10 protein-coding genes are annotated in these 13729 nt (G+C 66.5%); 4 read left to right on the top strand and 6 right to left on the bottom strand.

The window, feature by feature from the left end:
- Positions 1 to 30 precede the first annotated feature (30 nt).
- Positions 31 to 375, bottom strand: a complete 345-nt coding sequence (locus tag I3J27_RS00420) for an endonuclease domain-containing protein (RefSeq protein ID WP_270164199.1) — start codon at positions 373 to 375, stop codon at positions 31 to 33.
- Between the two features lie 72 nt (positions 376 to 447).
- On the opposite strand from I3J27_RS00420, the gene trpA reads away from it, so the two are divergent.
- The 4 genes from trpA to I3J27_RS00400 all read left to right on the top strand — a co-directional run bounded on the left by trpA (position 448) and on the right by I3J27_RS00400 (position 4516).
- Positions 448 to 1284 carry a tryptophan synthase subunit alpha gene (gene trpA / locus I3J27_RS00415; protein ID WP_270164198.1) on the top strand — a complete coding sequence of 279 codons (837 nt, stop codon included), beginning with the start codon at positions 448 to 450 and terminating at the stop codon, positions 1282 to 1284.
- A 173-nt stretch (positions 1285 to 1457) separates the two neighbouring features.
- The gene (accD, locus tag I3J27_RS00410; RefSeq protein ID WP_270164197.1) at positions 1458 to 2399 is read left to right on the top strand and encodes an acetyl-CoA carboxylase, carboxyltransferase subunit beta; all 942 of its coding nucleotides are present in this window, start codon (positions 1458 to 1460) and stop codon (positions 2397 to 2399) included.
- Entirely contained in the window at positions 2396 to 3739 is a 1344-nt protein-coding gene (locus tag I3J27_RS00405) for a bifunctional folylpolyglutamate synthase/dihydrofolate synthase (protein WP_270164196.1), read from the top strand. Before accD ends, I3J27_RS00405 begins: the two co-directional genes overlap by 4 nt.
- 36 nt (positions 3740 to 3775) lie before the next feature.
- Positions 3776 to 4516, top strand: coding sequence for a metallophosphoesterase family protein (locus I3J27_RS00400; protein ID WP_270164195.1), 741 nt, complete (start codon positions 3776 to 3778; stop codon positions 4514 to 4516).
- Here the strand turns inward: I3J27_RS00400 and I3J27_RS00395 are convergent, their stop codons facing one another.
- From I3J27_RS00395 to I3J27_RS00375, 5 genes are all read right to left on the bottom strand, one after another.
- A complete protein-coding gene (locus tag I3J27_RS00395) occupies positions 4517 to 5530 on the bottom strand; it encodes an ATP-dependent DNA ligase (protein WP_270172999.1) in 1014 nt (337 codons plus the stop codon). It abuts the gene before it with no gap.
- A gap of 145 nt (positions 5531 to 5675) precedes the next feature.
- Positions 5676 to 5996 (bottom strand): thioredoxin, encoded by a 321-nt coding sequence (trxA, locus tag I3J27_RS00390; protein WP_008540017.1) that lies wholly within the window; start codon positions 5994 to 5996, stop codon positions 5676 to 5678.
- Positions 5997 to 6062: 66 nt separating this feature from the next.
- Positions 6063 to 9572 (bottom strand): double-strand break repair helicase AddA, encoded by a 3510-nt coding sequence (gene addA, locus I3J27_RS00385; protein ID WP_270164194.1) that lies wholly within the window; start codon positions 9570 to 9572, stop codon positions 6063 to 6065.
- Positions 9566 to 12712 carry a double-strand break repair protein AddB gene (gene addB, locus I3J27_RS00380; RefSeq protein WP_270164193.1) on the bottom strand — a complete coding sequence of 1049 codons (3147 nt, stop codon included), beginning with the start codon at positions 12710 to 12712 and terminating at the stop codon, positions 9566 to 9568. Before addB ends, addA begins: the two co-directional genes overlap by 7 nt.
- A 216-nt stretch (positions 12713 to 12928) precedes the next feature.
- Positions 12929 to 13651 carry a nucleotidyltransferase family protein gene (locus I3J27_RS00375; protein ID WP_270164192.1) on the bottom strand — a complete coding sequence of 241 codons (723 nt, stop codon included), beginning with the start codon at positions 13649 to 13651 and terminating at the stop codon, positions 12929 to 12931.
- Positions 13652 to 13729 lie beyond the last annotated feature (78 nt).

Raw genomic sequence — 13729 nt, 5'->3', positions numbered from 1 at the left:
GCGAAGCAGCCGGGTGAGGGGCCTCTCCGCTCACTCGAATCTGAGTGAGGTTGCGATCAGCTCGAGGACGCCCTCGAGATTTTCGTACACGTCGGTGTTCGAGACTCGAACGATGAGAAAGCCGCAGGCTTCGAGCACTTCCGTCCGACGTTTGTCTCGGTCGAGCTCCGACGGGGTGGAATGCGTCACGCCGTCGACCTCAATGATCAGTTTTCCGTCGAGCGTCACGAAATCAACGACGTACCGGTCGATCGGGTGCTGTCGGCGAAACTTCCAGCGGGCAAGCTGCCGATTGCGCAGCGCTTGCCAGAGCTTCGCTTCGGCGCTCGTTTGTGAATCGCGGAGTCTTCGCGATTTGGACTTGAACCTCTCCATCCCCCTCACCCGGCTGCTTCGCAGCCGACCTCTCCCCGGAGGGGAGAGGTATAGCACAGCGGCCGCCGAATCATGACCACGCGTATCGACACCCGTTTTGCCGAGCTGAAGAAAGCGGGCCGCGCGGCCTTCGTCACCTATGTGATGGCCGGCGATCCCGATCTCACGACGTCGCTCAATATCGTCAAAGCGTTGCCCAAGGCAGGCGCCGACGTGATCGAGCTCGGCATTCCCTTCACCGATCCGATGGCGGATGGTCCCTCGATTCAGGCGGCGGGTCTGCGCGCGCTCAAGAACGGCATGACCTTGAAGAAGACGCTGGACCTGGTGCGCGACTTCCGGAAGGACGACAACGTCACGCCGCTGGTGCTGATGGGCTATTACAATCCGATCTACATCTACGGCGTCGACAAGTTTTTGGCTGATGCCAAGACATCAGGCGTTGACGGCCTGATCATCGTCGATTTGCCGCCGGAAGAGGACGACGAGCTCTGCCTTCCCGCGCTGAAGGCGGGCCTGAACTTCATTCGCCTCGCGACCCCGACCACCGACGACAAGCGCCTCCCCGCGGTGCTCGCGAACACATCAGGCTTTGTCTATTACGTCTCTATCGCCGGCATCACCGGTGCAGCGGCGGCGGACGCGAATGTCGTCGGCGAAGCTGTCGCGCGCATCAAGCGGCATACGAAGCTGCCGATATGCGTTGGTTTCGGCATCCGCACGCCGGAGGCGGCGCGCGCCATTGCCGAGAAGGCCGATGGTTCGGTGGTCGGCACCGCGCTGGTCGACGCGCTCAAGAACAGCCTCGATGCCGAGGGGCGGGCGACCGCCAAAACCGTTAATGCCGTCGCCGAACTGACGGCGGCGCTGGCTCAGGGCGTCAAGGGCGCGCAACAGGCGGCCGAATAGGCCATAATTCCGCTTTAGCTCTTTAGTTTGAGCATGATCTTGTCGGAAAACCGCTTCACACTTTTCCGGATCATGCTCTAACGCGGACGACACGGCGGCTTGCCGGGCAGCGGCCCGGCCGCCATATATCCCTTCAGGCGGTCCCCGAGCGGGGTCGCACATCGGAGCAAACCATGAACTGGCTTACCAATGTGGTCCGGCCGAAGATCCGCAACATGCTGCGGCGGGAGACGCCGGAGAATCTCTGGATCAAGTGCCCGGATTCCGGACAGCTCGTGTTCTACAAGGACGTCGAGGCCAACCAGTTCGTCATCCCCGGCTCGAACTACCACATGCGCATGGGCGCGGTGGCGCGTCTGAAGTCGATCTTCGACAACGAGACCTGGTACGACGTGGCGCTGCCCGACGTCACGCCGGATCCGCTCAAGTTCCGCGACGAGAAGAAATACGTCGACCGCATCAAGGATGCCCGCGCGCGAACCAACCTCAACGACGCGATCAAGGTCGGTTACGGCAAGCTGGAAGGCGCCGCTGTCGTCGTCGCCGTGCAGGATTTCGACTTCATGGGCGGCTCGCTCGGCATGGCCGCGGGCGAAGCCATCGTGCGCGGGCTGGAGCTCGCGGTCGAGAAGAAGTCGCCGTTCATCGTGTTCGCCGCCAGCGGCGGCGCGCGCATGCAGGAGGGCATCCTGTCGCTGATGCAGATGCCGCGCACCACGGTTGCGGTGCAGATGCTGCGCGAGGCAAAACAGCCCTACATCGTCGTGCTGACCAATCCGACCACCGGCGGCGTCACCGCCTCCTATGCAATGCTAGGCGACGTCCAGATCGCGGAGCCCGGCGCGCTGATCGGCTTTGCCGGCGCACGCGTGATCGAGCAGACCATCCGCGAGAAGCTGCCGGAAGGCTTCCAGCGTGCCGAATATCTGAAGGAGCACGGCATGGTCGACATGGTCGTGCACCGCCACGAGCTGCGTCCGACCCTGGCGCGGCTCTGCCGCCTGCTGACCAAGGCGCCGGCGCAGGACGGCGCATCGAAATCGGTGCAGCCGGTCGTCAGCCCCGCGCAGATCGTATCGGCCGCCGAGACGGCACCGGCCGCGCCGCACGCGTGACCTCATCCTCTGACAGCGCAAAGAAGCCGCTCGGCGAATTGATCGGGCGGCTGTCGGCCCTGCATCAGAAGCGCATCGATCTCGGGCTGGAGCGCATGCACCGCCTGCTCGAGCGGCTCGGCCATCCCGAACGCAAGCTGCCCCCGGTGATCCACATCGCTGGCACCAACGGCAAGGGCTCGACGGTCGCTTATCTCCGCGCGACGCTGGAGGCAGCCGGCCTGCGCGTTCACGCCTACACCTCGCCCTATCTCGTCCGCATCAACGAATGTTTCCGGCTCGGCCGCGTCGGCGGAGGCGTGCTGGTCGGCGATGACGAATTGCGCGCCGCGCTGGAAGAGGTCGAGCGCGTCAATGCCGGCGAGGCCGCGACATTGTTCGAGCTGAAGACTGCCGCCGCCTTCCACCTGTTCGCGCAAAATCCTGCCGATGTGGTGCTGCTCGAAGTCGGCCTCGGCGGCCGGCTCGATTCGACCAACGTGGTCGATACGCCGGCGGCCTGCGTGATCACGCCTGTCAGCATGGACCATATGGATTTTCTCGGCGACACCCTGACGTCGATCGCCGGCGAGAAGGCGGCGATCATCAAGCGCGGCGTGCCCGTGGTTTGCGCCGAACAGGCTCCGGAAGCGATGGCGGTGATCGAGGCGCAGGCCAGGCGCATGCGCGCGCCGCTGTTTGCTGCCGGCGAGAGCTGGCACGTCAATGTCGAGCACGGGCGCCTGGTCTATTCCGACGAGCGCGGCCTGATGGATCTGGCGGCGCCACGCCTGTTCGGCCGCCACCAGTTCGACAATGCGGGCCTCGCGATCGCGACGCTGCGCGCGATTCCAACCTTCAAGATCAATCAGGCGGCGTTCGACGCCGGCATCCTCAGTGCCGAATGGCCGGCGCGGATGCAGCGCATCACCTCGGGCGAGCTGCTCGCTCTCGGACCGCAGGGCTCGGAGATCTGGCTCGACGGCGGCCATAATGCCGAAGGCGGCCGCGTCGCGGCGGCCGCGCTCGGCGATCTCGAGGAGCGAGTGTCGCGGCCGCTGGTGGTGATCGCAGGCATGATGGCCAACAAGGACGCGAAAGGTTTCCTCGCCAATTTCGCCGGCCTGACCCGTCACATCATCGCGGTGCCCATTCCCGATACCGAAAATGCGATGCCGGTCGATCGTCTCGCGGATGCCGCGCGCAGCCTCGGCATGCGCGTCGAGCCTGCCCCCGGCATCGAGGCCGCGCTACGCGCATTAGCGAAGCTCGCCTATGAGGTGCCCCCGCGCATCCTGATCACCGGCTCGCTGTATCTGGCCGGCCATGTGCTCGGTCTCAACGGCACGCCTCCTGCATAGGGATTGCGTCGCTTCATCCGGACTACGGGAACATCAATGCGTTTTGCCGCGATTGCCGACGTCCACGGAAACCATCTCGCATTGCAGGCGGTGCTCGCCGATATCCGCACCCATGGCGTCACCGACATCGTCAATCTCGGCGACATGGTGAGTGGCCCGCTCGACGCGCGGCGCACCATCGAGATCCTGATGCAGCTCGACGCCGTGCATGTGCTCGGCAATCACGACCGCTATCTGCTCGATCGTCCCCCGGAGAAGATGGGCTCGTGGGATCGTCCCGCTTACGAGCAGCTCAATGCGGCGCAACTCGACTGGCTGCGCGCGCATCCGATGACGCGGGTGTTTCGTGACCAGGTGTTCCTCTGCCACGCGACGCCCGACGACGACGAGGTCTATTGGCTCGACACCGTGCATCCCGACGGTACGGTGGCGCTATCGCCGCTTGACCGCATCGAGCAATTTGCGCAAGGCATCACGCAGTCGCTGATCCTCTGCGCTCACACCCATCTCGCCCGCGCCGTGCGGCTGCGCGACGGAAGGCTGATCGTCAATCCCGGCAGCGTCGGCAGCCCCGGCTATCGCGATGTGCATCCGTTCCCGCATCTGGTCGAAGCCGGCACGCCGCATGCGCGCTATGCGATCCTCGAACTGACTGATGGTGCGTGGCAGGTGACGTTCCGCCATGTCGCCTATGATCACGAGGCGATGGCCGCGCTGGCACGGCGCAACAATCAGCCTGAGCTAGCGAACGCGCTGGCGACGGGGTGGATCAAGTAGCTACGTCGCTTTCAACAGCTTCATCGGATCGGCCACCCTCTGCTTCAATTGCTCGAAGCTGCATTGCCGGGGCGCCTTGTCGGGACGCCAGCGCAGGATCGAGGTGCCGTGACGGAAGCGCTCGCCGCTGAAATGGTCGTAGCAGACCTCGATCACGAGCTTCGGCTTGAGCGGACACCATTTGGCCGAGCGCTCGGTCGACCAGCGGCTCGGCCCGCCCGGCGCGTTGCCGGTGAAGCCGGGCTCTGCGATCAGCGCCTCCAGCCGCTTGGTCAGATCGGGCTTCGCCTCCGCCTTGATCGCCGAGGTGAAGCCGACATGGTGCAGCAGACCCTCACCGTCATAGAGTCCGAGCAGCAGCGAGCCGACCACGTTCCTGCCTGCGATCTTGTTGATGGCGTAGCGGAAGCCGCCGATGACGCAATCGGCGCTGCAGAATTTCTTGATCTTCTGCATGCCGTCGCGATTTCCCGCCTGATAGGGCAGGTCGATGCGCTTGGCGATGACCCCGTCCGAGCCGCCGCCGGATTGCGCGAGCCATTTTTTTGCGGTGGCGTAGCTCGGTGTGGCCGGCGAGAGACGGAAGCTGCCGCTTTTCAGATTGGCTTTCGCAAAGGCTTCCAGCGCCGGCCGCCGCTCGCTCAGCGGCTTCCCGGCAAGCTGCTTGTCCCCGGCCGTCGTGAGCAGATCGAAGGCGAGATAGAGCGCGGGCGTCTCCTGCGAGAGCTTCTTCACGCGGCTCGCCGCCGGGTGAATGCGTTGCAGCAGCGCGTCGAAGGAAAAGCCCTTGCCGTGCGGCACGACGATCTCGCCGTCGAGCGTGAAGCTATTCGCTTTCAGCTTCAGGGCAGCGGAAACGATCTCGGGAAAATAGCGCGCGAGGTCCTCGCCCGATTTCGAGCGCAGATCGACATCACTGCCATTCCGCGAGAGGAGGCAGCGGAAGCCGTCCCATTTCGGCTCGTACTGCCACTCCGTGCCGCGCGGGATTTCGTCGGCCGACCGCGCCTCCATCGCGACAAGAGAGGTCGATCTTCGGGCGCGCTTTCGGGAAGGGGCAGGCAAGGGCGCGGGCTCATCATACGCAGCACATGCCCCATCAACGCAAACGGCCGGCATTTCGCCGGCCGTTGTCGAAAATAATCTGACGCGAGCTGGATCAGACCGCCGACGTGATCCACTGCTGCAGCTTCGCCTTCGGCGCGGCGCCGACCTGTCGCGAGGCCATCTCGCCGCCCTTGAAGATCATCAGGGTCGGGATCGACATCACGCCGTACTTCGACGCGGTCTTCGGGCTCTCGTCGACGTTGAGCTTCACGATCTTGACCTTGTCGCCCATCGCGCCGGCGATCTCGTCGAGGGCGGGCGCGATCATGCGACAGGGGCCGCACCACTCGGCCCAGAAATCGACGACCACGGGGCCGTTCGCCTTGAGCACTTCGGCTTCGAAATCGGCGTCGGAAACCTTGCTAACGGCCATTGGAGTACCTCACTCGTTGAAAGAATCGGCGCGGATGGGAATCGCGCCCGGGATCATGGCGTCAACCTATGAACGGCCCCTTGCCGGGTCAAGGACGCTCACGCTGAGATGAAGGGATGCCAGCGCCGCGTCCAGCGCGGGGGCTGAAATCTCCATATATTCAAGGGCCTCGGTCCAGAGTAGGACGGCGCGGATGGGCTTTTGGGGATAAAGCCGCGCCAGCACTGCCCGGTACAGTGCGAGCTGCCGGACATAGGCGGCGGGCGCCGCAGCCGCGCTCTTGGGCGCCGCCTGATTGGTCTTGAAATCGACGATCAAGACCTCGTCCGGGCGAACGACCAGCCGGTCGATCTGGCCCGAGACCAGCGCCGGCGGGCGACCCGGCCGGTCGAGCTTGCCGACGATGGCGACCTCCGCCCGGCTACCGGCGGCAAACACGGCTTCGAAGCGCGGTTCGGCGATCAAAGCGAGCACCTTGTCGGCCAGTGCGGTGCGGTCGGCCTCGGGCCAGTCCGCGGCGTTGCGCGCCATGAAGCCGAGCGCGGCCTCGCGCCGGCGCTCAATGGCGATGTCGGGCAGGGATTGCAGCAATCGGTGCACCAGCGTGCCGCGCTGCAATGCCAGCGCGCGCGATTGGACCGATTCGCCTGACTGTACCGTGCGGCCGCCCTCGGCGGCCTGGCCGGAGGGGCGCACCAGATCATCGTCGACGGTCTCGCCCGGCGCTGGCGTCCGCAGCCAGTCCGGCAAAGCGATGGTCTGGTCCACGGATATTGCGGGCGTGCCCAGCGCCGCAACGTCCTCCGGCCGGGCGAATCGGGTCACCTTGCCGAGCGGTGTCTCACTGATCTGCTTGTCCAGGCCGGAGCCGGCGAGGCCGGTGTCGACCAGGTCATACCAGCTCAGCTTCCGCACCGTCTTCATGTTGCCGGGCAGGCAGCCGCCGACGATCAGCCGGTCGGCCGCGCGCGTCATCGCGACGTAGAGCAGGCGGCGATATTCGTCCTCGGTCTCCTCGATCATCGCCTTGCGTGCGTCGGCAACGGGCTTTGGGTCGTCGGCCTTGCGTCCGGCCCAGACCACGACCTCGCCGCCATTGCCGCGCGGCACGTGAATCAACCGTAGCCGCTGCGAATCCGCGGGCGACGACGTCGTATCGACCATGAACACGACGGACGCTTCCAGGCCCTTGGCGCCGTGCACGGTCATCACCCGCACCTCGTCGCGCGAGATCTCCATGTCGCGCTTCACCTCGGTGTCGGCCGAGCGCAGCCAGGCCATGAAGCCTTGCAGCGAGGCCGGCGCCTTGCGCTCGTAGTTCAGCGCCAGCTCCAGGAATTCGTCGAGCGCATCGTTGGCCTCGTGCCCGAGCCGGCGCAGGATGCGCGCACGGCCGCCGTCGCCGCCGAGCAGCCAGGCGTAGAAGGCGAACGGCGTCTCCTCGCGCGCGCGAATCTCGCAGGCTTCCAGCCGCCGCAGCACGGTCGCGAACTTCTCAGCTGTAGCCGCATGCTCGCCGAGCGCACGGCGTAGCGATCCCTTGCGGTCGTGGGCGAGCTGGAACAGATCGTCATCATCGAGACCGAACAGCGGGCTCTTCAAGGCCACCGCAAGCGCAAGATCGTCCTGCGGCAGCAGCAGTGCATCGGCGAGGTTCATCAAATCGATGATGCCGATGTGCTCGGTGAGCTTGAGCCGGTCGGCGCCGGCGACCGGCACGTTGGCGTGCTTCAGCGCCTGGATCACGGCATCGAACGCATTGCCGCGCCGGCGCACCAGGATCAGCATGTCGCCGTAGCGCAGCGGCCGACGCTCGCCTTCGTGCCCGGTCAGCGTGCCGCTCTCGACGAGCCGCTTGATCTCGGTCTGGATACGGCGGGCGAGCTTGACCTCGGGGCTGGTGGCGGCAACGCCGTCGAACGGCGCGCGCCAGCCCTCGATCTCCTGCCTGTCGTCGGCCTCGGCGAGGTCCCACAGCTCGATCACGCTCGGCCCGGCATCGGCCAGCGCATTGTGCAGGGGATGGCCGATCTCGACCGAATGAATGCTCTTGTAGATCGCGGGATCGCGGAAGACGTGGTCGACCGAGTGCAGGATCGCGGCACCCGAGCGGAACGAATAAGTGAAGGCGACCGGATCGAATTTCAGCCCGGCTGCGGTGAACCTGCGGTGCAGCTCGCGCCGGCGCGCGTCGAATTCGTGCGGGGCGGCGCCCTGGAACGAGAAGATCGACTGCTTCTCGTCGCCGACGGCAAAGACGGTGCGGTTCAGCCCCTCGCGCGCGCCTTCACCGGCGGTGAACTCGGAGATGATGTGCGCGACGATGTCCCATTGCCGCGGGCTGGTGTCCTGGGCCTCGTCGATCAGGACATGATCGACGCCGCGGTCGAGCTTGTAATGAACCCAGCCCGAGGAGACGCGGTCCAGCATTGCCAGCGTCTTGTCGATGAGGTCGTCGTAGTCGAGCAGCCCGCGCTCCTGCTTCTCGCGGCGGTAGTTTGCGGCAGCAGCAGTCGCGATATGCAAGAGAGCCGCGGTGCGGTCGCGCATGGTTACAGCACGGCGTTTCTCGACCAATCCACTAATGCGCCCCGCCTCGGCTTCGAACAGGCGGGCGACGGACGGGTTGTGATCGCAAAACTTCTTGGTCAGCACCGCCTTGCGCGGCAGCTTTTCGTCAGTGAGGAAGACGCTGAGATAGGCATCGACCTGCGCAGCGCCGGAAAACACCTTGGCCTCGCGGAGGCGGCTGGCCTGATCGTTGTCGGATTTGCTGCCGTCCTCCAGCGCAAAGGCGATGTCGTCCCAGCGCGAGCGCGGCAGGAAGGGGCCATCGAGAATCTCGGTCTCGACGTCCTCGATGCGATCACTCGCATCTACGCCCAGCACGACTCCCATTTGCTCGGCCGCCGCACCGGCGTTTCCGACCTCATCGGTCCATGCCATGAAATGATCGCGGCTGAGGCACGCCTCGCGCACGACCTCCTTGAAGGTGACGTCCGCGGCGCTTTCCATCGCGGTCAGCAGCGCGCGGCCGGTGACGCTGTCGGGGTCGCGCGCGGCCTCCAGCAGCACCTTCAGATTGGCACGCTCCATCATGTCGGTCTGGTCGCGCTCGTCGATCACGGCGAAGCGCGCGGGCACGTTGGCCTCGAACGGAAACTGCTGGAGCAGGCGGGTGCACAGCGCGTGGATGGTCTGCACCTTCAGGCCGCCCGGCGTCTCCAGCGCGCAGGCGAACAGCTTTCGGGCGTCGCGCCGCAGCTTTGTGTTGGGATGCGGGATGCCGACGGCGCGGATGGCCGCGTCGAGTGCGGTATCATCCAGCGTCACCCAATGGCCGAGCGTGGTGAACACGCGCTCGGCCATGTTGGCGGCGGCGGCCTTGGTGAAGGTGATGCACAGGATCTTCTCCGGCGGCACCCCCGACAGCAGCAGGCGGATCACGCGCTGCACCAGCACATGGGTCTTGCCCGAGCCGGCATTCGCCGACACGAACGCCGACGCGGTCGGATCGGACGCGCGCGCCTGCCTTGCACGCACCTCGTCGGGGATGGGACGTGGCAGCTTCACCATTCCTCGATCCCCAATCCGCCGGCCGCAGACCATTCCTTGATCCGGGCGAGATCGTCATAGGTGCCGTAGCGGTTGGTCCACATCGGCAGGTTCAGCGAGGTGTAGGGCTGGTTCTCGTCCTCAAAGGCGCGGATCAGCGCCTCCAGCTTGGCGCGCGCCTCCGCGGCCGCGGTGTCCGGCGGCTGTGGCTCGTCGCCCTGCTTGTACTTGAGCTCGAGGATCCGCTCCTCGCCGGGCGGATTGTTGCCGCTCAGGCGGACATAGACGAGCTGGCTCACGGACGATCCGGCATCGATGTCGGGAAAACCGCCCTCGCGCAGGATCGCGGCTTCCAGCGTGAGCTGCGGCGACAGGCCCATGCGGACCTGCTTGCCGGTCGGCGGCTGCCCGGTCTTGTAGTCGAGAATGGCGTAGCCGCCGCCCTGGCGCCGCTCGATGCGGTCGGCGCGCGCGGACAGCTTGAAGCTGCGCGTGCTGTCGAGCGTGATCGAGATCTCGCCGCGCGTCTCCGCGGTGATCGATTCGATCGCACCGCGCCGCACCGTTTCCCATTCGCCGAACCAGCGCGCGATGCGCTGGAAGCGCGGCCACCACAGCGCCCGCGCCTCGGGCCGCTCCATCAAAAGTGCAAAATGCTTCTCGCCGATCGCGCGCAGCACACGTGAGGGATCGTCCGGAAGACGCGTGGCATAACGTTCGGTGAACTCGCCGAGCGCATCGTGGATCGCCGAGCCGCGGTCGGCGGCCGACAGCGGCATATCGACGGGATCGAGCGCGTCGAGCTTGAGGATGCGTTTGGCGTAGATCGTGTAGGGATCGCGCAGCCAGTCCTCGATCTCGGTGACCGACATCCTGAGCGGCCGCGTCGCGCGCGGCGGGCGCGGCTCGGGCTGCTTGATCGGACTGACCTCGGCGGGCTGGTCCAGCGCGCCCGCGAACTGCACGTATTTTTCGCCCGCGCGGATGGCTGTCTTCCAGGGATCATCGCCTGCAACCGCTTCAAGCCGGTGCAGGAAGCGCGAGGCCACCGCCGGTGCGCCGCCGGCCTTGGCGGAATGGGTGAGAATCACCTCGTCGCCGCCGAGCAGTTGCGCGAAGTCGTGCGCGGAGAGGCCGATGCGGCGTTCCGGCAGATCGAGCCCAAGCTCGTGGCGCATCGGCCGGCTCAGCCAGGGATCGATCCGCGGCGCCGGCGGCCAGACGCCCTCGATCAGGCCGCCGACGATGATGCGGTCGGCCTGCATCAGGCGCGATTCCAGCGGGCCGTAGATCTGCAGGCGCGCGCCGGGCTTGTCCCGCCGGCGCACGGCGCGGTCGCTGAACGCGGTCTGGAACAGTTCGGCGTAGTCGGGCAGCGTCACCATCAGTCCGCTGGTCGTGCCGCCGCGCAGGAGATCGTCGAAGGCGCTGGCGAGCGCGAGGCCCTCGCGCTCCTCGAAGGCGAGCGGAATGCCTTGCTCGTCGCGCGACAGCTCGATTATGATCTCGCGGTGCCGGTGCGCGAGCTCCGCGAAGTCGAATGGCTTTGACGATGCGAGGCTCTCGATCGGCGCCAAGGCTTGTCGCAAGGTGTCGATCAGCGCCTGGATGCGGTCGAGATCCTCGGCCTTGAGACGCGCGCGCGGCTCGGCCTTGTGCAGCGCGGAGACCTCGCTGCGCCACAGCTTCGCCAGCTCCTCGCGAAAGCGATTGAATTCACGCAAGAGGCCCGCGGTGCCGGCCGGCGGGCGCGTGCCGCGCAAGACCGCAAGCTCGAGGCTCTCGATCGCCGCCTTCCGCGCGCCCGGCGCGCCGCCGAGCCGGCACAGCGGATGTTTCAGCATCGCCAGCAGCGTCGGCGGCTCCAATCCCTTGGTCGCCGCCTCCGCGGTGAGCCGCGCAAAGACGCCGGCGGACGTTTCGATCAGCACGTCGCCGCCGGAATCGTCGAAGGCGAGATTCCATCGCGTCAGCGCGGCGATCACCCGCCGCGCCAGCGCGCGATCCGGCGTCACCAGCGCGGCCGATTTGTCGAGATGCCGCGCCTCGCGCATCGCGATGGCGATGGCGAGGGCTTCCATCTCAGGGTTGGGGGCTTCGACGACTGCGAGATTTGTCATGCCGCCGGCGACCTTGGCGGCCACATCGGGCTGCTTCAGCCGGTCGTGCCAGACTTCCGTCTTGGCGGATGGCCGCATCGATTCGGATGCGAGCAGATCGCGGCCGCCGTCTGCGGGCGGTTGCAGGATTTCGACGTCGCTGCGCTTGATGCCGAAACGATCCAGCAGCGCGTGCAGGGCATATTGCGGATGGTTCGACGCCGGATGCTCCGCGAACTTGCCGAGCGAATCGCGTACGCCGCCGATGCTGCGCCATGCATCGTCGTCGAGATCGGTGTCGAGCCCCGGCAGCACCACCGCGCCGTGCGCTAGCTGTGCAACCGCATGCAGGAATTTTGCGGTGGCCGGCATCGAGCCGGTCGAGCCGGCCGCGATCACGGGGCCATGGCGATGCGCGGTCAGCCGCCTTGCTTCGGCTGCGATCAGGAGATCGCGCCGCGCCGCAGGCTCGATCCGGTTGATCTCGGCGAGATGACCGGGCCACGCAATGCGCGCGATGCGCAGGAATTCGAGCGAGTGCTGCCAGTAGCGATCGAGCTGGTCGGGCACGAGGCCATCGAGCGCGCTCCAGTCGACGCCGCGCGTCACCATGTCGTCGATCAGGCGGGCGAGGTCGCCGGCCAGCGCCAGCGTCGAGGCGGGCCCGCCGACCACCAGCGGCGACAGCACCGGGCCCTTGGCCCAGGCGGCGACGAGCTGCGCCAGCGTCAGCCGCCGTTCGAGCTCGCCGAGCCGCGGCGGAACGTCGAGCGGCGTCGCGCCCGAAAACTGCTCGCCCTCGTCGGCGAAAGCGAGCTCGTCCTCGTCGATATCACCGAGCGCGACGATGCGCGGCAGCACCACCGCGTCCGCCGCCATCTCGTCGAGAAAAATCTCGCGGACGACGCGCATGGCGCGCCGGGTTGGCAGGTACAGGGTGGCATCCGCAAGCCGCGCCGGCTCCTTGCGCGCCTCGAAGCCGTCGACCAGCCGTCCATCGAGCAGCGCCGAGACAATCGTGCGCAGGAACGGAACTGAGAGGGGAACGCTGAAAACGCGCATGGGCTGCCTGATTCGGGATCAGGCGCCAATATAGGGAGGCGGGGTCAATTGGTCATGGGCGCGGGTGAGATCGTCCCCCGCTGTTCGCGGGCGAGCACAGGTGCCGTAGGGTGGGCAAAGCGAAGCGTGCCCACGCATTTTTGCGATCGAGAGAGATGGGGGGCACGGCGCAAGTGCGCCTTTGCCCACCCTCCGGCACCGTCTTCGGGGCGTCGCTTACGCCACGCTCTCCAGAAACGCCTCTTCCGCGGCATGCACGGCATCGGGCGTGCCGACATGCATCCAGACGCCGTCGAGGCGGAGGCCGAACAGCCGCTCCTGCTCGTTGGCGCGGTCGAACATCTTTGTGAGCGAGAACTCGCCCTTGGGTGCATCGGCGAAGATCGCCGGCGACAGGATCGCCGCGCCGGCATAGACGAACGGAACGACCTCTTTCTCCTTGCGCTTGCGCAGCGCGCCGTCGGGCAGCATGCCGTAATCGCCGCGGCCGCTATAGCCGATGCTGGTCGCCGTCGGTGCCATCAGGAGCAGGATGTCCATCCGCTCGGGGTCGAAGTTTTCGGCAAGCCGCGCCAGGTTGGAGCGGACGCCGTCGATCCACAGCGTGTCGGAATTGACGTGGAAGAACGGCGCGTCACCGAGCAACGGCAGCGCCTTGACCACGCCGCCGCCGGTGCCGAGCACCTGGTCGCGCTCGTCCGAGATGGTCACGTGCGGCGACTGCCGCGATGCGGTGTGATCGATGATCTGGTCGGGCAGGTAGTGCACGTTGACCACCGCCTCGGTCACGCCGGCGTGGCCGAGCTTGTCGAGCACGTGGTCGAGCAGCGGCTGTCCCGCCACCGGCACCATCGGTTTCGGCATCTTGTCCGTCAACGGGCGCATGCGCAGGCCGAACCCTGCGGCGAGCACCATGGCTTTAGTCGGCTTGACGGACATCCTTCGCTTTCTCAGACCTAGTGATTTCGCGTTCGCAGCAATCCTAACACGAGGTTCGACCGACTGCACCGCATCTCA

The sequence above is a fragment of the Bradyrhizobium xenonodulans genome (assembly GCF_027594865.1).
In the GTDB taxonomy this organism is placed as follows: domain Bacteria; phylum Pseudomonadota; class Alphaproteobacteria; order Rhizobiales; family Xanthobacteraceae; genus Bradyrhizobium; species Bradyrhizobium xenonodulans.
The sequence above is the reverse complement of the archived record's forward strand: the minus strand, read 5'-3'. Positions and strand labels throughout refer to the sequence as shown.